The 21,761-nt window shown below is 39.2% G+C and carries 20 protein-coding genes and 1 other RNA gene; 8 read left to right on the forward strand and 13 right to left on the reverse strand.

The genetic code is table 11. The features are described 5' to 3' along the window. Window positions 1-1,117: 1,117 nt before the first annotated feature. From ssrS to BN986_RS16685, 3 genes are all read right to left on the reverse strand, one after another. A non-coding RNA gene (gene ssrS / locus BN986_RS26320) (6S RNA) lies at window positions 1,118-1,305 on the reverse strand. A gap of 150 nt (window positions 1,306-1,455) precedes the next feature. After that, window positions 1,456-2,073, reverse strand: a complete 618-nt coding sequence (locus BN986_RS16680; RefSeq protein ID WP_040982277.1) for a 3'-5' exonuclease — start codon at window positions 2,071-2,073, stop codon at window positions 1,456-1,458. A 6-nt stretch (window positions 2,074-2,079) separates the two neighbouring features. Beyond that, window positions 2,080-3,036 (reverse strand): MBL fold metallo-hydrolase, encoded by a 957-nt coding sequence (locus tag BN986_RS16685; RefSeq protein ID WP_040982279.1) that lies wholly within the window; start codon window positions 3,034-3,036, stop codon window positions 2,080-2,082. A 228-nt stretch (window positions 3,037-3,264) separates the two neighbouring features. On the opposite strand from BN986_RS16685, the gene BN986_RS16690 reads away from it, so the two are divergent. Next, window positions 3,265-3,489 (forward strand): hypothetical protein, encoded by a 225-nt coding sequence (locus BN986_RS16690; protein ID WP_244445027.1) that lies wholly within the window; start codon window positions 3,265-3,267, stop codon window positions 3,487-3,489. Window positions 3,490-3,781: 292 nt separating this feature from the next. On the opposite strand, the gene BN986_RS16695 is transcribed toward BN986_RS16690, so the two are convergent. Beyond that, on the reverse strand, window positions 3,782-5,029 hold the full coding sequence (locus BN986_RS16695) for a glutamate-5-semialdehyde dehydrogenase (RefSeq protein WP_040982281.1): 1,248 nt from the start codon (window positions 5,027-5,029) through the stop codon (window positions 3,782-3,784). Continuing rightward, on the reverse strand, window positions 5,026-6,144 hold the full coding sequence (gene proB, locus BN986_RS16700; protein ID WP_040982284.1) for a glutamate 5-kinase: 1,119 nt from the start codon (window positions 6,142-6,144) through the stop codon (window positions 5,026-5,028). The genes BN986_RS16695 and proB overlap by 4 nt, the downstream gene beginning before the upstream one ends. Window positions 6,145-6,650: 506 nt before the next feature. On the opposite strand from proB, the gene BN986_RS16705 reads away from it, so the two are divergent. The 4 genes from BN986_RS16705 (at window position 6,651) to cydS (ending at window position 9,927) form a co-directional block, all read left to right on the forward strand. Beyond that, window positions 6,651-7,415, forward strand: a complete 765-nt coding sequence (locus BN986_RS16705) for an NRDE family protein (protein WP_040982286.1) — start codon at window positions 6,651-6,653, stop codon at window positions 7,413-7,415. Window positions 7,416-7,476: 61 nt separating this feature from the next. After that, window positions 7,477-8,820, forward strand: coding sequence for a cytochrome ubiquinol oxidase subunit I (locus tag BN986_RS16710; RefSeq protein ID WP_040982288.1), 1,344 nt, complete (start codon window positions 7,477-7,479; stop codon window positions 8,818-8,820). After that, window positions 8,817-9,830 carry a cytochrome d ubiquinol oxidase subunit II gene (locus BN986_RS16715; RefSeq protein WP_040982290.1) on the forward strand — a complete coding sequence of 338 codons (1,014 nt, stop codon included), beginning with the start codon at window positions 8,817-8,819 and terminating at the stop codon, window positions 9,828-9,830. The genes BN986_RS16710 and BN986_RS16715 overlap by 4 nt, the downstream gene beginning before the upstream one ends. Window positions 9,831-9,834: 4 nt before the next feature. Continuing rightward, window positions 9,835-9,927: a cytochrome bd oxidase small subunit CydS family protein gene (gene cydS / locus BN986_RS28115; RefSeq protein WP_379555921.1), complete on the forward strand. Its 93-nt coding sequence runs from the start codon at window positions 9,835-9,837 to the stop codon at window positions 9,925-9,927. A 136-nt stretch (window positions 9,928-10,063) separates the two neighbouring features. Here the strand turns inward: cydS and cydC are convergent, their stop codons facing one another. Both cydC and cydD read right to left on the reverse strand, forming a co-directional pair. Continuing rightward, on the reverse strand, window positions 10,064-11,779 hold the full coding sequence (cydC, locus tag BN986_RS16720; RefSeq protein WP_040982291.1) for a thiol reductant ABC exporter subunit CydC: 1,716 nt from the start codon (window positions 11,777-11,779) through the stop codon (window positions 10,064-10,066). After that, window positions 11,776-13,500 (reverse strand): thiol reductant ABC exporter subunit CydD, encoded by a 1,725-nt coding sequence (gene cydD / locus BN986_RS16725; protein ID WP_040982905.1) that lies wholly within the window; start codon window positions 13,498-13,500, stop codon window positions 11,776-11,778. Before cydD ends, cydC begins: the two co-directional genes overlap by 4 nt. 231 nt (window positions 13,501-13,731) lie before the next feature. Here cydD and BN986_RS16730 point away from each other — a divergent pair, with 231 nt between their 5' ends. Next, window positions 13,732-14,001 (forward strand): hypothetical protein, encoded by a 270-nt coding sequence (locus tag BN986_RS16730; protein WP_040982294.1) that lies wholly within the window; start codon window positions 13,732-13,734, stop codon window positions 13,999-14,001. A 47-nt stretch (window positions 14,002-14,048) separates the two neighbouring features. Here BN986_RS16730 and BN986_RS16735 read toward each other — a convergent pair whose 3' ends face one another. Next, entirely contained in the window at window positions 14,049-14,714 is a 666-nt protein-coding gene (locus tag BN986_RS16735; RefSeq protein WP_040982295.1) for an endonuclease III domain-containing protein, read from the reverse strand. A 271-nt stretch (window positions 14,715-14,985) separates the two neighbouring features. On the opposite strand from BN986_RS16735, the gene BN986_RS16740 reads away from it, so the two are divergent. After that, window positions 14,986-16,023 carry a C45 family autoproteolytic acyltransferase/hydrolase gene (locus tag BN986_RS16740; protein ID WP_040982297.1) on the forward strand — a complete coding sequence of 346 codons (1,038 nt, stop codon included), beginning with the start codon at window positions 14,986-14,988 and terminating at the stop codon, window positions 16,021-16,023. A 464-nt stretch (window positions 16,024-16,487) separates the two neighbouring features. Beyond that, window positions 16,488-17,318 carry a pyridoxine/pyridoxal/pyridoxamine kinase gene (pdxK, locus tag BN986_RS16745; protein WP_040982299.1) on the forward strand — a complete coding sequence of 277 codons (831 nt, stop codon included), beginning with the start codon at window positions 16,488-16,490 and terminating at the stop codon, window positions 17,316-17,318. A 171-nt stretch (window positions 17,319-17,489) separates the two neighbouring features. Here the strand turns inward: pdxK and BN986_RS16750 are convergent, their stop codons facing one another. From BN986_RS16750 to BN986_RS16765, 5 genes are all read right to left on the reverse strand, one after another. Next, complete coding sequence (locus BN986_RS16750; protein WP_040982301.1) at window positions 17,490-18,887, reverse strand: MDR family MFS transporter; 1,398 nt, start codon at window positions 18,885-18,887, stop codon at window positions 17,490-17,492. Between the two features lie 170 nt (window positions 18,888-19,057). After that, the gene (locus tag BN986_RS16755) at window positions 19,058-19,603 is read right to left on the reverse strand and encodes an NADPH-dependent FMN reductase (protein ID WP_040982303.1); all 546 of its coding nucleotides are present in this window, start codon (window positions 19,601-19,603) and stop codon (window positions 19,058-19,060) included. Between the two features lie 258 nt (window positions 19,604-19,861). Next, a complete protein-coding gene (locus tag BN986_RS26325; RefSeq protein ID WP_074435707.1) occupies window positions 19,862-20,257 on the reverse strand; it encodes a spore coat protein in 396 nt (131 codons plus the stop codon). A gap of 96 nt (window positions 20,258-20,353) precedes the next feature. After that, the gene (locus BN986_RS16760; protein ID WP_244445028.1) at window positions 20,354-20,815 is read right to left on the reverse strand and encodes a GNAT family N-acetyltransferase; all 462 of its coding nucleotides are present in this window, start codon (window positions 20,813-20,815) and stop codon (window positions 20,354-20,356) included. A gap of 274 nt (window positions 20,816-21,089) precedes the next feature. Further along, window positions 21,090-21,758, reverse strand: a complete 669-nt coding sequence (locus tag BN986_RS16765) for an SIMPL domain-containing protein (RefSeq protein ID WP_040982306.1) — start codon at window positions 21,756-21,758, stop codon at window positions 21,090-21,092. Window positions 21,759-21,761: the final 3 nt, after the last annotated feature.

The raw sequence follows: 21,761 nt of genomic DNA on the forward strand, positions 1-21,761 counted from the left end.
GTTTCGTAAAGAATAATGATAATTATAAATGTGGAAGTAAAGAGGGAGATATTTGCAGGTGATTTGACACGGAGCCTCTGCGGGCACGATTCATGAGCCAAGAAGCCAATATCTAATGATGTTGGCTCACACATATATGTTATCATGCCCGCCACTCCGTATAAAATCACCTGGACTACCCAATTAAATGATGGAAGGTACCATTTCGTTTTACAAAAAAAGATGCCGAGATGTAGATAATCATTCAAGGAAACCACATGGTAGAATGTAGAGCGCGGAAGCAAAAAAGATGAATCCGATGAGGGTGATTCACGACTCAGCAATGTGGCAGCTTCTACGGAAGTGAATCCACGAGAGGAGTGAGCGGACAGCCCCTCGTACCGGAATAATTTAATGTGATAATCCACGTATGTCAGAATGCTAATCGATGAGAAAACATTTTTTGCTTTCGTGCTGTGCACTTTACTGAACACCTTTGTGTGCAAAAGAAATAGCAATTATTTTCTTGATAAGCAAGGTGTCAATAAAGTGTATGGAAGAAAATGGATAGTCATTTTCTTTATTAAAGATGGAAAAAAACCAGTTTTCTACCCAATTTTGAGCGGGGACTTGACAGTTTTGTTCATATCAGGCTGAGCTCAAGCCCACGGAAAGCGTAGTGTTTTTCTGGGGTTGCGATTACTCACCCCACCATAACCCGTCGCAGCGGTCGTACTAACCTGACAACATTGGTAATCGCAGTCCCATCCCCAGTCCCAGGACGTCGCGAACTTAGTCTGCCGTTCTCCTCCCACTGAGTTAGCCTAAGTGATTCAGGGAGTTAGCTCACCTGATCTCCCGCCTAAATAAGTTTATTTTCATGCTTTATTTTGAGGCGGGAGTTTTACGGACGATTTTCCGTGATAAAAGCTTCTAAACGCTACCAAAAATACGCTTTAGGATGACGAAACTTTTCTTCCATCTTTTTCTTCATATTACCTCCTAAAAAACCATTACATTTTGTACCCTATTAACTCATCTCTGTAAAACTACCTTAAGCACCCGGTTTTATTTCTCCAAAACCAATAAAAAATCCCAATAACGATTATCGCTACCGGGATTGAATAGTAAATTATGTACACAGGCCACATTTGCCGTATCATGTAATAAAAAGTTTTAAACCACCACTTCGCAAAGTGGGTGTTCGCAGAAACCTTCCTGTCTTCCATTCCTTTATGACGGCTCGACATTTCAATTTCGATGTAAAACTCCCTATTCCAATATTAGAGGTTAAAACTTTAATTGATACGAACAATGTAGCTTGTAGTTTATATCATACCCTTTTTTTCTAAAATACGCAATGATAAGGATATCCTAATTTTTTCTTGTTAAGCAGTTAAGAAGTTCTATCTATCACTTTCGATGAAATAGAATCATCACAATATTTTCTTATTTGGAAGCTTCAGCCGCTTCCCATTATGATAAAAACAGCTTAGTAGGTCCCCTGCCTGATTGGGTTTTAGAACGTGTTTTGGGATAACCCCGGCGTGCACTTTCCTTTGAAGCGAGCCATCTTTCTAAAAAGTGTTCTGCTTCTTCATCCTGCTGTGCTTCCAACGCCCTCATTAAAATAAATGCAGAAGCCTTTGCATCTTCTAATGCATGGTGGTGAATTAATGGAATATCATGATAATTAGCTACGGTATGCAGACGATGATTTTCTAAATGCGGCCATACCCGCTGTGAAATCTTCACCGTGCATAACGAAGCAAAATCCGGATGTCCTAAATCATATTTTAATAAAGACTGACGCAGCACGCTCATATCAAAGCTGGCATTATGTGCCACAATTACATGTCCTTTTAGCTTTTCGTTTAAAGTTGGCCATAAATCTTCAAAAGTTGGTGCATCTTGTACATCCTCTTCTCTGATACCATGAATACGAATATTCATACTGCGAAAATCACTCATCGGATTTATCAGCGAGTAATATTCATCATAAATCTGTTTCTCATCAAATCGAACAACACCTATAGAACAAGCGCTATTTCTTTTTTCATTAGCTGTTTCAAAATCGATTGCTGCGAACTTCATCCGTTATCAGCTCCTAATAGCATATAAATCTTTTGCAGGAAGCCCGTAATAGTTCTTCCCTTTTTTAGTCTGAACGTTAATTTTCGAATGTTCTTCTAAATAAATTAATCGCGTTAAGGTTGCCATGAATTGACTGGCAAAGGCCATACTTTTCATTGGGCCATATGCTTTGGTTGTTAATTTAAAAGCGGTCATTTCTTCTTCTTTCATTAGTTCTAATATTTGCTCCAACCGTTTTTCATGACGATGTGAAATATCTGTTATTCGTTCATCCAAGTTTTCAATCATATCGCCATGACCAGGCAAAGCCATCCGAACTCGATAGTCTTTTAATAGATCCAACGCTTTCAAATAATCCTCCAGCGGATTATGTTCTTCTCCCATCCATAGCCCAATTACCGGAGAAAGGTGATTTAACACATGATCTCCAATAACCATGATCTCTGTTTCCGGCTGGTAGAAACAATAATGATCTGGTGCATGACCTGGCGTCCATATCGTCTGATACAAACGGTTACCAAGTTTTATTTCATCATTATCATCAAAAAAGCCATCCGGCTCAAATTTATAAATATGGGATTCATCCCTTATTTTTAAAGGAATAGGTGGTGCTCCATGTTTTTTTATTAAGCTTTTAAGCCGATTTTTACGTGCTTTTGCGTCCTTACCTTTACTCATCTGCTCATAGCCCCGCCTGGATACATATACAGGAATTTCATATATTTCTTGAAACCACCGTGCCAATCCTATATGATCCTCATGCGTATGTGTCAGCACAAGCTTTTCTATTTTATAGTTACTTAATACACGCTCCCACAAAGCTTTCGTCTCCGGGGCGTGAATACCTGTATCAATCACAGTATAGCCGTTATCACCTTTTATTAGATAACTGTTCATCTCACCCATCGCCCCTTTAAAGCGGACAACAAGACGATAAATGTCATCAGTTACATGCTCTAACATCTCATACCTCTCTTTTCGCAACCTTTTATAGAGGATGTTCAAAAAGTCCAATAAAAATAACACGTCGCCTTGAACTTCTTGGTCCTATTTATCGGACTTTTTGAACACGCACTTATATTGTTATTCTACCGTTATTTATTGCTTTTGCAAACTGAAAGATACTGACAATTGGTAACCATTTGATATCCGGCCTTTCAATCATTCCCATTTATTGTTAATCTAAGTAAAGTGGAAGGAGCGGATAACATTGCAAAAAGATACATTGAATATTTATTTGCAATTATCGTTTGTACGACGATTGTCACCATTGGCAGTATTATGGCTATACAAATTAATAATAATCATAAAGCGAACGAGCAGATTATTGATAAGTGTATGGAAAACTTTAATGAGGAAGGAAGTGTCACACTGGAAAAGGACGGGCTTTGGTCTCCAGTTGTTTGTAAAAAATAATGGTTACACGACATAAAAAGAAAGAGACGAAATCCGATCTCTTTCTTTTTATGTCGTATAACTGGATGGGACTGGGGTTGCGATTACTCGCCCAATCGAAGAGCTTTTGTTAGACCCCTGCTTCAACAATTGTGAAAACATGAAAATTCTAAGTAGGAGACAGGACAGCCATCAACTTCCCAATTCGTTCCGTGCTATAGGATGCAGTCACAAAGGCGCCTGAGACACGATGTCGCGAACTTAGTCTTTGTTCCTTTAACCCCCTATGTGAAAGGAAGTTTCACTTTATCTCTTATTCCCGAATCTGCCCTTCACCAGAAACAATAAACTTATTCGATGTTAATGCTTTTAGCCCCATCGGCCCTCTAGCATGCAGCTTTTGCGTACTAATACCGATTTCAGCTCCAAACCCGAATTCAAAACCATCTGTAAAACGAGTAGATGCATTATGATATACCGTTGTTGCGTCAACTTTTTGCTTGAAAATATCGGCATGATCGGCTGTTTCTGTAATAATTGCTTCCGAATGCTTTGTGCCATACGTATTAATATGGTCGATTGCTTCATATACATCTTCTACGATCTTCACACTAATATCTAAACCAAGATACTCCGTTTCCCAGTCGGCTTCTGTTGCCTCCTGTACAAAAGGTACTTTCTCGACAACACGCCTATCACCATGAATGGTGACACCTTTTTCAATCAAAGAAGCATTTAAATCATTTCCGTATTGGTCAAACCAATCAGCTTGAATAAGCAAAGATTCAATCGCATTACAAACGGATGGGCGCTGTAATTTAGCATTTAATGTAATATCTATCGCCATCTCCGGTTTCGCTGTTTCATCAATATAGACATGACAATTACCTGCTCCCGTTTCAATCACTGGCACACGGGACTCTCTGACAACTGTATCAATTAAATTCTTTCCTCCGCGCGGGATAAGTACGTCTAAATAAGCATTTAAGCGGAATAATTCATTTGCGGTTTCCCGGCTTGTATCTTCAATTAATTGAATCGAATCAGGAATAACAGCACTGTCAGCCAATGCTTCATGAATGACCTTGACAATCGCTAAATTAGAATGAATAGCTGATGAGCTGCCACGTAAGATAATGGCATTCCCTGTTTTAACAGCAAGTGTTGCTGCATCAACGGTGACATTGGGTCTTGCTTCGTAAATCATGCCGAGAACACCAATTGGAACACGTGTATTGACAATTTTTAGACCATTATCTTTCTCTATCGTTTCGAGTACTTCCCCAATCGGATCCGTCAAATCCACTATTTGTAAAATGGCATCGGCAATGTCAGCAATACGCTGCTTATTCAACTCTACACGATCAAGTAACGAAGCAGATAGGCCTTTTTCTTTCCCAGCTTGAATGTCCAGTTGATTAGCTGCCAGAATTGCTTCCTCATTTTTCTTTAATCCATTGGCGATTTTTACTAATGCCTCATTCTTTTCCTTTGTAGTGCATGTTCCGATTTGATAACTAGCTTTTTTTGCAAGCTTCCCTTTTTCGATTACTTCATTCATGATAATTCTCCTTTCATTGTCTCAAACGATACCCATTTGTCACGGTGGATAACTTCAATCGTCGGTAAAGTCTGAATATAGGTTGATTCACGTAATTTCATTACAGCCTTTAATTCTTCTGATGAGCATTTTACCTGCCCTCTTCCTAATAAAGCTGTCTCTCCATAAACCTCTACAACATCTCCACCGGCAAAATAACCTTCTACTGCTGTAATTCCGGGAGAAAGTAAGCTGCTGCCATGATACATTAATGCTTTTTCTGCCCCTTCATCAATGAATACACGACCATCTAAATGCGAATGCAGTGAAATCCATTGTTTATTTGCTGGTAAATGTGCTTTCCTTTCGCTGTCAATATAGGTGCCGTCTCCTTCACCTTTTAAAATAGCTGTCAGCTTTTCTTTCCCGTATCCTTGTCCAATAAATACCGGGATACCTACGGAAGAAGCCATTTTAGCAGCCATCAGCTTCGATTTCATACCACCTGTCCCTACTTTAGACCCTGTTGCATCCGTCTGTTCAATTAATTCTTCACTGAGTTTTATTAAATGATCATATCGTATGGCATCTGGATGTCGTTTTGGATTTTTATCATATATCCCATTAATATCTGTTAAAAGGATTAAATGATCTGCATGGATTAAACCGCTCACTAAAGCAGAAAGCATATCATTATCTCCAAACGTCAGCTCATCAATCGCAATCGTATCATTTTCATTAATAATTGGGATAACCCTCCGCTCCAACAATTCCTGCATGGTTGCATAAGCGTTTCGATACCTTCCCTGATCTGAAAAATCACTTCGCGTCAGAAGAATTTGGGCGGCAGTAATATCGTATTCTTTTAGTTTTTCCATATAGGTCTGAATAAGCAACCCCTGGCCTACTGCAGCAGCTGCTTGCTTTCCTTTCTGTGTAACAGGTCTTGAGGAATAGCCAAGCTGCTTAAATCCTGCAGCAATTGCACCTGAGGAAACTAAAATTACTTCCATATTATTTTGATGAAGCAGTGCCAGCGCATGTACATGATCCTCTAGCTGCTGTTTGTCGATTTCCCCATGTGTATTCGTTAACGAACTGCTTCCTATTTTAACGACAATACGTTTTGCTGCCATTGTCATTCCACCTCTCACTTTCTAAAACCATTTCAATCAGCAAATAAAAAACTCTTTCATCCCCTGTTAAAACGAAGGGACGAAAGAGTTTACTTCCGCGGTACCACCACAACTTAAATACGATCCTTTAAATACGTCCATTTGAACAATCGTATTTCACTTATCCCGTGATAACGTTGGGGAGACGCTTATGTTTTGCATAAGACTGATAAAGGCAGGTTCAGTAAATCAACAATGAGGAATCTCACAGCTTTGGATAGATGCAATGCTTGTTCATAATTGCTTCTATCCTCTAATTCCATCTCTGTCATTGTGATGGCTTACTTACTAGTCCTTCCATAACGTTCGATGTATTGATATTAATTATTATCAGAATTTTTCTCGTTGTCAATAGAGAAATACTTTTTATTTCACAGAATGCGATAACTTTGATTCTAAAATATCAGAAAAGTATACTGGAGACAAGCCTAGCATTCGAACTTCAATGAAAAAAGGAGGATAATTCCATGTGCTTAATTACCTTTGCTTTCCATGCACATCCAAAATATAAATTGATTCTACTCAGTAACCGAGATGAGTTTTACCATAGGCCAACACTTCCGGCAGCATTTTGGGAGGATAAGCCTGATATTCTGGCTGGAAGGGACTTGCTGCAGATGGGAACTTGGCTGGCAGTTTCCAAGCGAGGGAAATTTGCAGCAGTAACAAACTATCGGGATCCTTCTCTTCCCGAAGCTAAAACATTTTCTCGAGGGGAGCTTCCAGTAGATTTTTTGTTACAGAATTTTGACGGTGAAATGTTTTTAGAGCAGCTTTCAGAAAATCGTCATAACTACGCTGGATATAACATTCTTTTCGGTGACAAAGATACACTGTATCACTATAATAATGTGTATAATCAGGGTTCTCAAATAAAAGCAGGGATTCATGGATTAAGTAACGATACACTGAATACGCCCTGGCCTAAAGTCGAACATTCTAAAAAGGAATTAAGGAATTATATCCAGTCACACCCGGAAATGAAAACAGAAGATTTATTGTATAGCTTAAAAAACCGGACACAAGCTGATACCGAATTTCTCCCACAGACTGGAATTCGTGCGGATTTAGAAAAAGCATTATCTTCCATCTTTATCGAAACACCTGATTATGGCACCCGAGCATCTACTATTTTACTCATCGATCACCATAATAAGCTGACATTTATCGAAAAAACGTATGATAAGGAGGATATTTTTCAGCAATATGAATTTTTGATTGAATCGGATTAAATACACGTACACAGGGAATGTTAAAAAATAGAGCGAAAAAATACATAGAGGAGGTTGACCGATGACCTTATTTGAAGATCCGGCATTTGCCAGCAGGATGCTGACACTGTTGACATTATCATTTCATATTATTTATGCCACAATCGGTGTTGGTGTTCCTTTAATGATTATGATTGCACAATGGATTGGAATCAAAAATAATGATAATCATTATCTATTGATGGCGAGACGCTGGGCGAAAGGATTTGTTGTTACCGTCGCTGTCGGGGTAGTAACAGGTACAATTATTGGACTTCAGTTATCCCTGCTGTGGCCGAGCTTTATGGAACTAGCAGGAAATATTATTGCTTTGCCGTTATTTATGGAAGTATTTGCCTTTTTCTTTGAAGCGATTTTCTTAGGAATCTATTTATATACGTGGGATCGTTTTGATAATCCGAAAAAGCACTTGCTTTTATTGATTCCGGTAGCTGTAGGTGGCGGCATGTCAGCTTATTTTATCACTGTGGTGAATTCATTTATGAACAGCCCGGCAGGCTTTGACATTGTAGGCGGAGATTTGGTTAATGCGAATCCTCTGCTTGCTATGTTTACTGTATCCATGCCGACAAAGGTTGCCCATGTGCTGTCCACAGCATATATGACGATTGCCTTTATGTTCGCTGCGATTGCGGCATTCCGTCTACTTCAAAAGAAAAATCAGGAGTATCATAAAAAGTCCTTGCATATGGCCATGAAGATTGGCTTGATCTTCGCAATTGCAACAGCTTTAATTGGTGATTTATCTGGTAAATACTTAGCAGAATATCAGCCGGAAAAGCTGGCAGCGGCAGAATGGCATTTTGAAACAAGTACCGAAGCACCTCTGGTGATGTGGGGAGTATTAGATGAAAATAATGAAACCAATTATGCCCTCCATATTCCATATGCCTTGAGCATTCTGGCACATGGTTTTCCAAGTTCTGAAGTAACCGGCCTGGAGGAATTCCCGGAAGAAGAACAGCCTCCGCTCGTCATCCATTATTTCTTTGATACGATGGTCACCATCGGCATGTTTATGATTGCCTTATCCTTACTGTACTGGTTTGGAATGCGGAGAAAATGGTCCTTTGTTGAAAAAAATTGGTATCGCTGGCTGATTGTCGCTGGTGGACCACTCTCCTTCTTAGCCATTGAAGCTGGCTGGTGGATGGCTGAAGTCGGCCGGCAGCCATGGATTTTAAGAGGGCTGATGACGATAGAAGAAGCCGCTACAACAAGTGACTATGTCGGCTGGATGTTTGTGTTGTTTGCAGTTCTGTATCTTATTCTGGGCATTGGTACCGTTGTTGTATTAAGGTATATGTTCCGTAAAAACACTGTAGAAAAGGATTTAGAGCGCATGCAAGGTGGTGACGAATCATGATTTTAGAAATTATCGGTATTTCCGTTCTCTGGTTATTCTTATTTGGTTATATCATTGTTGGATCCATCGACTACGGTGCCGGCTTTTTCAATGCGTATAGTATCGTTACCGGAAAACAGCATATTCTTTCGAAAATCATTCAGCGTTATTTGTCACCTGTTTGGGAGGTTACCAATGTTTTCTTTGTCTTCTTCTTTGTCGGGATTGTCGGCTTTTTCCCGGAGACAGCATACTATTTCGGAACGATTTTGCTGATACCGGGAAGCTTAGCACTGATTTTATTAGCCATCCGCGGCTCTTATTATGCATTTGAATCCTATGGAAAGCAGGGGCATAAAGGTTATGCGATTATGTATGGGCTGTCCGGATTGCTTATTCCGGCTTCCCTGTCGATTGTTCTGACTATTTCGGAAGGCGGCTTTGTCTTTATAGAAGATGGAAATCCGGTCTTAGATTACAGTGCCCTGTTTTTCAGCCCGTTAACCTGGTCGATTGTTGTGTTAAGTATTGTGGCTGTGCTTTATATTTCAGCTGTCTTCTTAACCTGGTATGCAAATGAAACAGGTGATAAAGATGCAACCAATTTAATGAGAAAATACGCATTAGGCTGGTCCGTTCCTTTAATTATTGCTGCCTCAGGGATTATTGTAGAACTCTATTTCCATAATGAAGCTCATTTTGAAAATCTCTTGAGCCTCTGGTGGATGTTTGCCATTTCCTTTGTTCTATGGCTTTTTACCGTCATTCTGATCTGGAAGCGCCGAAATTACGGCACGGCTTTTTGGCTGCTTACCGGCCAATTTGCTTTTGCATTCTTCGGGTACGGGATAGCGCATTATCCATATCTTTTATACCCTCATATCAGTATTCATGAAGGGTTTACTAATCCGGCAATGGCCATCTCGCTTATTGTTGTCTTTATCTTAGGTATGGCACTGTTGGTTCCGTCGCTGTATTTATTATTAAAACTGTTCTTGTTTGATAAAAACTATATTAAGGGAAAGAAGTGATAACATGTTGAATCAATTTCTAATTTTTATCGCCCCTTTCATCGTTCTGATTGCAGCAATTGTTTTGGCATTTGTCGCTGCAGCTAAGGATAGGTAATGTAAAACTCCCTCATCCAGCCCGATTCAGAAATCGGTTGGATGAGGGAGTTTTTTATTAGTCACCATATCAGAGAGAAATTACAAGTCACCCTTTTTAGATACGAAAAAATTTAAATCACGCTCGTTTACTACTATTACACCAGCTGACTATTTTCAAGCTCCTTCATCGCTTTAAAGTAACCATCTGCTTTTCCCATCAGCTCCATATAAGTGCCTTGTTCAATTATTTCTCCATGATTCATAACAATAATCTGATCCATGTTTTCCAAACCTGTTAACCGGTGCCTAATGGTCACCACGGTCTGATATTTTGTTGCTTTTTCAATTTCATCCATGATTTCCTGCTCTGTAATTGCGTCTAAAGACGAGGTCGGCTCATCAAGCAGCCAAATAGAAGCATCCCGTAAAAACAGACGGGCAAGTGCCAGACGCTGTTTTTCTCCGCCAGACAAATTCGTTCCTTTTTCCAATACTTGATCTTCCAACGAAAAATGGCTTAATTGAACCTTTTCTAACGCTTCCCGACAAGCTTCTTCCCCCGCTTCTTTATTCGCAAATCGTAAGTTTTCATAAATGCTTCCATAGAAAAAATGATTATGCTGCAGGGATACATTCATTTGTCTCCATAGACTTTCCTGGGCAATCTTGCTTATCTCTTTATCATTTACTAAAATGTGACCAGATTGAATTGGCGCAAAGGTAAGCATTGCCTGCATTAATGTTGATTTCCCTGAACCACTTGGCCCGACAATAGCGATATTTTTGCCAGGTTTTATTTGAAAGGAAGCGAGACGTACAGCCGGCTTCTTTTCATTTGGATATTGAATGGAAACATCCTTAAAAACAACATGAAGCGGAACGTCTGGTTCCAATTCATGAGCAGCTGCCTCAACTCGTGGTTCTTCTTCCCAAACTTCCGTAAGACGTTTGGAAGAAGCTTTACTTTCCTCTAAATGCGCAGGCAGTACAGCCATGGACGGTGTATCTTCAAACACCGTAATCGCAATCATAAACAGCATTGCTAACAGTGTTCCGGCAAGATTTCCTTCTGAAACATATAAGCCTGCTTGTACTAATACGATTACCGCAATGAAAAAAGAAAAGAAGATAACAACAGCCTCCTGGATCGCAAGCTGCCGATTTTCTTTTGCTTTCATTTCTTCATATTGGTGCATATCATGATCTAACTGTTGTTTTTTTCCTTCAGCCTGCTGAAAAATTGTTAATTCCCGAAAACCATATAGATAATCGGTAAACGAGGAGGACAGTGCACCTCTTTTTTCACGCATCGATACGGCTGTTCTCTTTTGAAACAAATAGAAGATGGATGGAAAAACAATCAGCACCACAACCATTCCTGCAACTATTGTAAGTGCGACACCAACAGATAGATACATCGTAAAGAAAATCGTAGCTGTAAAAACAGTTGCCAACACTACCGGCGGATAAAATACACGTAAAAAGAAATGCTGTAAACTCTCTACATCGCCAACAATCCGGGCTAGGATATCCCCGCTCCGGTATTTTTGTAAAATCCTGCTTGCCAGCGGCTCGATCTGATCATAAACTTTCAGTCGGATATTTTTCAGAATAGTAAATGTCCCGCGATGAGAAAAATAGCGTTCTCCATATCTGCTGACAGCTGAAGTAATTCCTAAGAGTTTTACACTTGCTACTAAAATCATCAAGGTATAGATTGGCGGTGCAAAAGCGGCTTGTGAGATTAAATAACCGCTTGCCGCAAACAAAGAGACAGCTGTAATACCCGCTAAAAATCCAAAGAAGACAGAAATTAGAATATCCTTTTTTTCTTTCAGCATCATTTTTAATACCAGACTGATATCCTTCATTTAGCCCGCCCTCCTTGCTGTGTACGGATCATTTGTTGATACATTTTATTGTTTTGGTAAAGTTCCTCATGCGTTCCTTCTCCTGCTATCTCACCCTGATCTAACAGAAATATGTTATCGGCATTTCGGATGGTATGCAGACGGTGGGCTACAGTAATCATTGTTGCATGCGTTTTTAACGTATCTAACGATTTTTGCAGCATATACTCGGTTTGAATATCGAGACCAGTTGTCGGTTCATCAAAAAACAAAATCTGCGGCTTTTTTAACAGGGTACGCGCTATTGCAATCCGCTGTTTCTCTCCACCTGATAAACCTCTTCCTCCCTCTCCAATCACTGTATCTAATCCATCTGGTAATGCAGCAATCCAACTCCAGATTCCTGCATGTTCCGCAACTTCTTGTATATCTTTATCATGCTGTTCTTCCTGAGAACCAAGCAATATATTTTCCCGTACTGTTCCTGAAAACACATAGGGCTGCTGTGATAAATATCCAATACGTCCGAACCAATCTGCTTTTTGTACCTTTTCTTGTGAAACACCATCAATCAGGTAATTTCCTTCTTTAGCTGGCAGGAAACCAGCAAGCAAATGAAGCAAAGTTGACTTTCCGGCACCAGTTTTACCTATGATCGCTACCTGCTCATATGGTAAAATCCGCAAAGAAGCTGGTGCTAATTCAAAGTTTCCCTCTTCATAATGAAAGGAAGCCTGTTCTAGCCTCAATTCTGGTGCTTTATCAGCTTTTAATGATGCAGAACCCCAGGGAACAGGAGTTGTCTCTTCTTCAAGTACATCCTCCACCCGTGATGCTGCTCCCATACTTGCGCGTCCGGAATGAAAAGCTGAACCCAGCTGCTTCAATTGGCTGAATAGCTCCGGTGCAAGGAGTAAAACAAAAAAACCCGTAAAAAAACTGAGATTTTGAAAAATAATCATTCGAATTGCAATCTCCAAAGCAATCAAACCAATACTTAGCATTGCAATAAATTCCAGAGCTAAAGAATTGGTGAATGCCACCTTTAGCACACCCATCGTTGCATCACGAAAGCTGGTACTATCCTTTTCAATTTTATCTCTTTGCTCCGTAGATTGGCCAAATAATTTAACCGTCGGCAGACCTTGCAGCGTATCAAGGAACGTTCCGGAAAAGGCTGCTAATTCAGATAGCTGTTCCTTTGATTTATCCTTTGTCTTTATACCAATAATCATCATAAAGATGGGAATAAAGGGTGCTGAAACCAGAATAATCAACCCGCTTGTCCAGTTTTGAATAAAGATGACAATCCAAACAATTAGAACAACTCCAACAGATTGAATAACCTGAGGCAGGTATTGACTAAAATAACCGTCTACTTCATCTACTGTATCCATGAACAAGCTTGTCTTCTGACCGGACTGTCCTTTATCCGCCTCTACCATAGGCTGGCTGGTAAAATGACGGAGCAATTTTTCCCGCATCGAAACCTTTGCAGTCTGTGCCATTTTTATTCCGGACCCTTTTATCATATATTGAAAAATGGTTCGTAACAAAAGCATGCCAATCAATATAAAAACAGCAGGGATAATCGATGAGAACGCCGCATTATCCAGAAATAATTGCTGGATAATCATCACGACCAAATAGCTCTGCCCTACAATAGCCAGAGCCATTAAAAGAGACGCTATCCCCATCCAAATCATCCTGTTCCGGAAAGTTTTCGTAAATTTTTTTAACAATCGACCACCACCCTTAAAAACAACATCTTCCATGATAGGAGATCTTCCATTCCATTATACAACAGCACGCACTGCATCGCTCATCACACAGCATGCTGTCCCATTAGAATTGAATATTTTATGAACATCGACTAACAGTAGAGTTTTAAAAAAAAACACATATATTAACCTATATACAACTGTCTCATGTACATGAGACAAGAATAAAATGACTTACGGGAGTGTCCTACCATGTCTAATTTCTTCCTTAGTCCAACAACAAGTTTTAATACAAGTGAAAAAGGTATTGGAGATAAATTAGTTTATTACGGTGAAGTAGTTGCTACATTGGGAAGTGTCGTGGCTATTGTTGGCTCAACCATTTTATACTATCAAGATATAGAAGAAGAAACTGCGTTTGAAGAAAATTCGCCTGTTACAAGTCGACAAATTACAGAAATGCAGCAACAGCTTGATCTTTTACAGAAAAAAATAGATCAGTTAGAGAATCAAGGGCAGTAAATCATCCATTTTCTGTCCCCGATTCTCCTTTTCTAAAAAATGTTTTCTTAAATTAATGCATTCGTCTTTTCGCTTCCCATCCTGCAAACTGAAACTAATGGACAGTTTTCACATAGCGGGGTCTTCTTACAATATTGTTTTCCATGCTCTACAATTAATGCGTGAAATTCCTGATGCATTTCCAAATCATGCGGAAATGTTTTTTCCACTTCTGTTTTAAACGCATGATATGTTTTGGGAAGACAGTAGCCAATTCGATCAAATAATCGCATCGCGTAATTATCTGCAATAAAACCCGGCTTATCGAAAGCATACAGCATCATCGCATCTGCTGTTTCCTCCCCTATCCCATGAATCGCTAATAATTCTTTACGAAGGACAGCTTGATCGACTTTTTGAACTTCCTTTATGTGAAAGCTATATTTCTGAAACCAATGCAGCCAAGCTTTAATTTTCTTTGCTTTCATTCGATAAAAGCCGCTTGGTCGTATTTTTTCAGCAAGTACTGCTTCCTCCATTTGTATTAACTCCCCCGCTTTTATGTCTTCACCTAGATTTGTTAAAGCTAACTCGACATTTTTCCAATTTGTCCGCTGAACTAAAATAGCACTGATCAGCATTTGAAAATCAGAAGTGGATGGCCACCACTCTTGAGGACCATAATACTGATATAATTTCCGGTATAATTCCGTATAGCTTAGCTTTTCTGCCATCTAAATCTCCTCTGCTTCCCTAAGATATATATACAAAAAATGCTAACAGTTTTCGATGGGACGAGTAATCGCAGATCTCAATGTTGTCAGGTTAATCGACCGCTCCAGACCCAGCCCAAATTCAACCTCTTCTGAAAACCCACGTCAACTAAAGCATTCACCGTTTATCATCTGGGGACATTTTACATTTCCTTATCAAGCTGATTTCTTTTCTAATCAGCTTGAAAAAGGTACACTAGCAATACATTTACGAAAGAAATGGAGAACAACGATGAAACCAGTTCACACTGATATTATACAATTCCGTGGAAGTCATTATCAATTTGGACTTTTTCAAGCGGAAAAATTAAAAAATTCACCTATCATACAACATCGGAAAGCATTGCTCAGTAAACGATGGAGAAACTTCCTTGTTGATGAAAAGGAAGTCGAAGCTGTATTTAAAACATTTTCTCAAGCAATCTGGGAAGAAATACAAGGATTAAGTGATGGATTAGGTATCCCTTGGAATGATGCCATACGGGAATTTGGCGGTTATTATTATGAATACGGCCGCAGTGGCTGTTCCATTAATACAAAGCAGGATTTTTTAGTGCGGAATTATGATAATGCCCCTCATTCTTATGAAGGACGTTATGTGGTATACGCCCCGTCAGATACGGGCTATACCAGTGCTGGCCCATCCATGCAGATTACCGGCCGTACCGATGGAATAAACGAAAAAGGACTGACCATGGGCTATAATTTCGTTAACCGGAAAAAATCAAGCGATGGTTTTGTTTGTAATATGATTGGCAGACTGATTTTAGAAAACTGTGCCACTGTAGAAGAAGCTGTTCAGTTACTCCGCGATGTCCCACACCGAAATACCTTCAACTATGTGTTATTAGATACAACCGGAAAATCACTGGTTGTTGAAGTATCCCCCCGCTCTTTTTTTGTCCGGGAAGATCATAGCTGCACAAACCATTTTGATGCATTAACAGAAGAAAATCGGTACCGTTCTGATGAATCAATGGCACGTCTGGAGAGAATAATAACCAAGCAGAAGGATATTCATACCCCTTATGAAGCGTTCCGTATGTTAAATGATATTGAACAAGGAATATTTTCAGAAAAATATGGTGCATGGGCAGGTACGCTGCATACAGCACTTTACTTACCAAAAGAGCTTTCCGCTTGGATTGCACTTGGAGGTGACCGGCAGCCGTTTATTTTCTCTTTGAAAAAGTGGCTGCAGGGAGAAAAATTACATGCGACGAAGATAAAAGGGCGGATTAATGCAACAGATTCATTTATTAACATTTAAATGCGTGTTCAAAATGTCCGATAAATAGGACCAAGAAGTTCAAGGCGGCGCCGCTTTGAGGAACGGACTTTCACAGGATGTGATGACTTCTGTGTTGTCCACAGGACGTGGACGGTCTTAACAGAAGTTCCTCTATGTTATTAGATACGTGAGTAGCGCTTTTGATGGGGCGAGTAATCGCAGTTCCAGTCCCACCGGAAAAGCAAGCCAACGCACTTCCGCAGGATGCGGTGACTTCTACGTTGCCCACAGGACGTGGGCGATCTTAGTAGAAGCTCCTTTTTTCGCCGTGTCATTTTTATCGGACTTTTCGAACTTCCTCTTTAAATGAATCTTGCCTGCCCCATTTCAATGGCTTTACAATTGAGTTAGAAAGGATTATTCTAGCTACAAAGGAAAAGTAATTTTAAAGAGTCAGCATCATTTATTTTGTGATTAATACTGACTTTGAGGAGGAAAAACCAATGACTATGAAAAAAACATTAACTCTTGCTGGTTCTGACTCTAGTGGTGGAGCTGGAATTGCAGCAGATTTAAAAACCTTTCAGGAGCATAATGTATATGGCATGACTGCCTTAACTTCCATTGTAACAATGAATCCAGATGGCTGGGGTCATGATGTTACCCCAATCGATGTAGATGTCGTTGAAAAACAATTAAATACGATTCTCTCTGTCGGTGTAGATGCAATGAAATCCGGCATGCTTGGCTCCGTAGATATTATCAATTTAGGAGCTAGAAAAATTGATGAATACAGTATTGATAAATATGTTCTGGACCCTGTTATGGTATGTAAAGGGGAAGATGAAGTTCTTCAACCAGAAAACACAGATGCCATGCGTGAAGAATTACTGCCTCGCTCGTTAGTTGTAACACCTAACCTGTTTGAAGCAGCTCAATTAGCACAAATGGCTCCAATTAAAACCATTGAGCAAATGAAAGAAGCAGCTCAGAAAATTCATGCCTTAGGTGCAAAAAATGTTGTCGTAAAAGGCGGAAAACAGCTTGATCATGATAAAGCTGTGGACTTATTCTATGACGGAACTGACTTTGATTTATTAGAAAGTGAAAAAGTGGAAACAACCTATAACCACGGAGCAGGATGTACATTTGCGGCAGCAATTACAGCAAACTTAGCTCATGGTGAAAATGTGCATGATGCCGTAAAAGGAGCCAAAACCTTTGTGGCAGCTGCAATTGCAAACGGCTGGAAACTAAACGAATATGTAGGACCGGTTATGCACGGTGCTTATAATAAAACAGACAGCAGAAAAGTAGAAGTATTCAGCGTATAGTTTTCCTATACTTTCTAGCGTGAAAAAAGCCTTAGAACAAATTGAGTTCTAAGGCTTTTTACGATCTTTTATAATATAAAACGAAGCGTCATTCAATGGGAGTTTTACGGACGTTTCTCCGTGATAAAACTTCACTCCGTTAAGCTTCACTGACAGTTAAACCATAATAACTTAATTATCCCGGTCATGGATAAAAAATGTCAGAACGAGCGCAACAATAGAGATAATTCCCGTTACAAGGAATGACACATTCACACCGTGTACCATCCCATCTATCCCTTGTTCAGGAATAGATGCTGTAGACATAATTGTAATTGGCAAGGCTGTACCAATTGCCCCGGAAACCTGTCTCAATGTATTATTTACAGCTGTACCATGAGAAATGTATTTTTCAGGCAATACATTGAGTCCGGCTGTTGTTACAGGCATCATCGCCATGGCAACCCCTAACATTCTCAGGGCATGGATCGTTGCTATAAAGATAAAGCTTGTTTCTGTCGTTAATGTACTTAATGCAAATGTTGTACCAACAATCAGGATCAGACCGATCATTGCCAAATATCTGGCTCCATATCGGTCAAACAATCTTCCAGTGACAGGATTCATCAACCCTTGTACAACAGCTCCAGCGAGTAATGCCAGACCAGAATGGAAGGCGCTGAATCCCAGCATTTGCTGCATATAAAGCGGTAAAATCACAGCAGCTCCAATCATTGTCATAAAGGTAACCATGCCTAGCACGGTAGTGATCGTAAATACACGATACTTAAATACCCGGAATTCCAAGATAGGTGTTTTTAAATGCATTTGTCTTGTAATAAACCATGCCAACATAATTCCGCCGATTACTAAAGCACCGATAACCTGATAACTTAACCAACCTGCGTTTCCTGCCGTACTAAATCCATAAAGAATACCGCCAAAACCTAGAGTAGATAAAAGGATAGATAATTTATCCAATTCAGGGAAGGTCCGTTTCGTTACATTTCTAAGTAAGAAATAAGCGATAATTATGTTTAATATAGCAATAGGCAGAACCATAAAAAATAATGTTCTCCAAGGGAAATTCTCTACAATATAACCGGAGAGCGTTGGCCCGATTGCCGGCGCAAAGGAAATAACTAAACCAAACATTCCCATGGCGCTGCCCCGTTTTTCCTTTGGATAAATTAAAATTAAAATCGTCTGCATCAGCGGCATCATAATTCCTGCACCTGCAGCCTGCAGAATACGTCCTGTTAGAAGCGAGAAAAATTCTGGTGCAACCCCGCAGATCAAGGTACCTATCGTAAATAAAGACATCGCTGTTAAAAATAGACTACGTGTCGTAAACGTACCAATTAAAAAAGCTGTAATTGGGATCATAATACCATTTACCAGCATAAAAGCTGATTGTAACCATTGAACGGTATTTGCATCAATATCCAAATCCGCCATCATATGAGGCAAGGCTGTCCCCAATAATGTCTGATTTAGAATGGCTACAAAGGCACCAGATAATAAAACAACGAGAATGGGTACCCGGCTAAAATTTTTCGTGTCTATCGATGAGTCATGACTCTCAGCCATTTTACAACCCTTCTTTCATTATATTTATACTTTTTTATAAATCGTCACTTTTTCTTATACATAATTCTTTACCATTTTTAACTTACATCAAACTAATTTACATCTATTAAATACTTTTAAAGTGTGTAAAAACAGACAAAACCGGTGACTATAAAATCACCGGCATCGGATTATTTCTGTAATGTATTACACCAATCGACAAAATTATGAACAACAGAATCAAGAAAATCAATTGTTTGCTCATCGGTTAGGTTTCCTTGTTCGTCCATTTTATTTTGGACGGAACCAATTAACACTTCATTTCCCGGCAGTGTTAATACCCCAACTCCGCGAGAGTTTAAAATTTGCCGAAGCTGCAATTGCGCTTTTACAGTGCCCAGCGCTCCCATAGAAGCACCTACAATCATCCCAGGTTTATTTACCATTACTAAATCAACCCGAGAGAACCAATCAATTGCATTTTTTAACATACCCGAAATAGAACCATTATATTCAGGCGTCGCAAATAAAATAGCGTCACTATCTTTAATACGCTGTCGAATTTCTTTTACGATTTCCGGGGGATTTAATTCTTCATCCTGGTTAAAAAAAGGTAATTTTTGTATCGGTAAAATATCAATTTCAACATTTTCTTGATAACGGTCCTTCATATATTCAACAAGTTGTTTGTTGTAAGATTCTGCGCGGTTGCTTCCAATCATTGCTGCAATTTTCATTCATATACCTCCAATATATCTCTAATTAAATGTTATGTTTATCACAAATACTTGTAGATTTTTTAAACACAATAAATATTATTATCATATTATTTCACCTATCTCAAGAAATCTGCTTAAAAAAATACTCCTATTAAGAAGTATTCCAAGAGACAATCTGTTCATCCCATTGAAAAACTTTCTTAATAAGAGTTATTTTTTAGCATGCTTAATTAAATAGGAAAAGAATAGCTGCTCCTACGAATTATCTTTTAATAATTAAAAGAACCAGTTACGATTTCTGCCACCACAGCAGGAACGTTTTCTTTCACATGATCGGTTTTCAGAACGTTTGCCACAATGGTCAGAATGATGATTTCCACCGCAGCCATTGTTTGAACCGCCTACTCTTCGACAATTACTTGAATCATTTACATCGCTGCCACAATCGTAATTTTCAACAACCGTTTCGTTTACATTGGATTCTCTGACTGGATAATAATTTTCATTACGGATAGTGGTACGGTGTACATTTTTAATTTCTGTCGGGTGAATATTTTTAACTGTTCTTACACTATTGTGATGACGAACCTCATGCCTTGTTGGATGAACACGTACATCCTCATCCCGGTTCGAATTACGGCAACGGCTACATTGACAGTTATCTCGACTCATTCGGACTCCCTCCTTTCCAATACATAATACATCTTATGAAAAGAAGCGGATTTGTCCTACGCAAATAACTATAAATCTAATAAATGTACGTTTTTTCTACATTGCTGTACCGTTACGCTTCATTGTTATAAATTCCATCTCCTTATAATAAAATTGATGCTCTTTGATAAAACCATTTTTCTCATATAAGCGGATTGCCCGTTTATTAAAGGAAGCAACTGTAAGCCGGATCGGTTTTCCTTTATATTCCAGTTCAATAAAATGAAGAATTCTTTTTAAGAACTGATCTCCCTTTCCCTTTCCGGTCAGAGCAGGATTCATTCCTAAGCCTAAATCAACACAATCTTCTATATAAGCGGCGTTCCGATCACCGGCAGGGATTTTAGCTGAACGCCCCGTGCAAAAGAAACCAATTAATTTTTGTGATGAATCCACAATTGCATAGTAGCTGCCGCCAAGCAGTTCTACAATCGCACTGGTCGTTAATACATTGTTATAAAAGTCATAAGGTTTGTTGTACTTCCAGCAAAGCGCCTCAACTGCATACTTTTGTGTCATTCGAACAATATGTATATCCATTAAGCATCCCCACTTTTCCTTTAGCCTACCTTTATTATTCCACAATTTTCATTCGAGGTGAATAATTAACTAATATCTTTATTTAGAAAAATGATCATTTTGTACTTTTATTTTGATCATTTCCCTCTAAGAAAATGTCAACTTTTATATGTAGCTAAAGCTAGTCCCGTTATAAAAGAAATACAAATCAAGTTTTATTGCCAGACTTGATTTGTATTTCTTTTTTGAATAAGAGGTTAAGATATATCCTCCCCTACACTTGATATATGACTTCCAACCTGGCTTCGATCGATTGATTCCCCGGTTCAATTGGCGTAGATACCATTTTAAAAACCTGTGCTGGACCGACCCCTGGAGAAGTCGTCTGTTCGTTGATTTTTAATGGAATCGGATTTAAATTGACACCTAGCTGTTCTGTTAAGCTTTCTGCCTTCCTTTTCGCATCGGAAAGCGCAAAACTTAAAGCCTCCATATAAAAATTCTCTGGATTATCAACTGAAAATTCGATGGAAATCACTTCATTGACTCCATTTTCAGTAACACGATCAATCATTTCTCCAATCCCGTCCATATCTTCTGTAATAATAGTTATTTCATTCCGCACCTCATAGCCCTGTAATGTCTGATCACCGTCTTGATAACTATAAATTGGTCTTGCAGAAAAACTGGTTGTTTGAATTTGTTCTCTAGGAACACCAATTTGCTGCAGAATGTCCAGAACTCGATTCATTCGCTCTGCGTTTTCTTGCTGCGCTTCCTGCAAAGAACGATTGACAGTGGAAACTACCAATTGAATGCGGGCAATACTTGGTGAGACAATGACTGTACCTACACCAGTGATGGTAATAGTACCTTGCTGTTGATTATTTTGCCGTTCATACATTCTATACCCATAATTAGGCGGTCCGTAAGTATAATACATTGC

It is taken from the genome of Oceanobacillus jeddahensis (assembly GCF_000750635.1).
Lineage (GTDB): Bacteria > Bacillota > Bacilli > Bacillales > Amphibacillaceae > Oceanobacillus > Oceanobacillus jeddahense.

Coding starts and splice junctions, on each gene's coding strand:
- BN986_RS16765 (WP_040982306.1), bottom strand. CDS start 21,758: ATGTATTATACTTACGGACCGCCTAATTATGGGTATAGAATGTATGAA.
- BN986_RS16705 (WP_040982286.1), top strand. CDS start 6,651: ATGTGCTTAATTACCTTTGCTTTCCATGCACATCCAAAATATAAATTG.
- BN986_RS16750 (WP_040982301.1), bottom strand. CDS start 18,887: ATGGCTGAGAGTCATGACTCATCGATAGACACGAAAAATTTTAGCCGG.
- BN986_RS16680 (WP_040982277.1), bottom strand. CDS start 2,073: ATGAAGTTCGCAGCAATCGATTTTGAAACAGCTAATGAAAAAAGAAAT.
- BN986_RS26325 (WP_074435707.1), bottom strand. CDS start 20,257: ATGAGTCGAGATAACTGTCAATGTAGCCGTTGCCGTAATTCGAACCGG.
- BN986_RS16685 (WP_040982279.1), bottom strand. CDS start 3,036: ATGTTAGAGCATGTAACTGATGACATTTATCGTCTTGTTGTCCGCTTT.
- cydS (WP_379555921.1), top strand. CDS start 9,835: ATGTTGAATCAATTTCTAATTTTTATCGCCCCTTTCATCGTTCTGATT.
- BN986_RS16715 (WP_040982290.1), top strand. CDS start 8,817: ATGATTTTAGAAATTATCGGTATTTCCGTTCTCTGGTTATTCTTATTT.
- BN986_RS16710 (WP_040982288.1), top strand. CDS start 7,477: ATGACCTTATTTGAAGATCCGGCATTTGCCAGCAGGATGCTGACACTG.
- BN986_RS16730 (WP_040982294.1), top strand. CDS start 13,732: ATGTCTAATTTCTTCCTTAGTCCAACAACAAGTTTTAATACAAGTGAA.
- pdxK (WP_040982299.1), top strand. CDS start 16,488: ATGACTATGAAAAAAACATTAACTCTTGCTGGTTCTGACTCTAGTGGT.
- BN986_RS16735 (WP_040982295.1), bottom strand. CDS start 14,714: ATGGCAGAAAAGCTAAGCTATACGGAATTATACCGGAAATTATATCAG.
- BN986_RS16760 (WP_244445028.1), bottom strand. CDS start 20,815: ATGACACAAAAGTATGCAGTTGAGGCGCTTTGCTGGAAGTACAACAAA.
- cydC (WP_040982291.1), bottom strand. CDS start 11,779: ATGAAGGATATCAGTCTGGTATTAAAAATGATGCTGAAAGAAAAAAAG.
- BN986_RS16740 (WP_040982297.1), top strand. CDS start 14,986: ATGAAACCAGTTCACACTGATATTATACAATTCCGTGGAAGTCATTAT.
- proB (WP_040982284.1), bottom strand. CDS start 6,144: ATGGCAGCAAAACGTATTGTCGTTAAAATAGGAAGCAGTTCGTTAACG.
- BN986_RS16755 (WP_040982303.1), bottom strand. CDS start 19,603: ATGAAAATTGCAGCAATGATTGGAAGCAACCGCGCAGAATCTTACAAC.
- BN986_RS16695 (WP_040982281.1), bottom strand. CDS start 5,029: ATGAATGAAGTAATCGAAAAAGGGAAGCTTGCAAAAAAAGCTAGTTAT.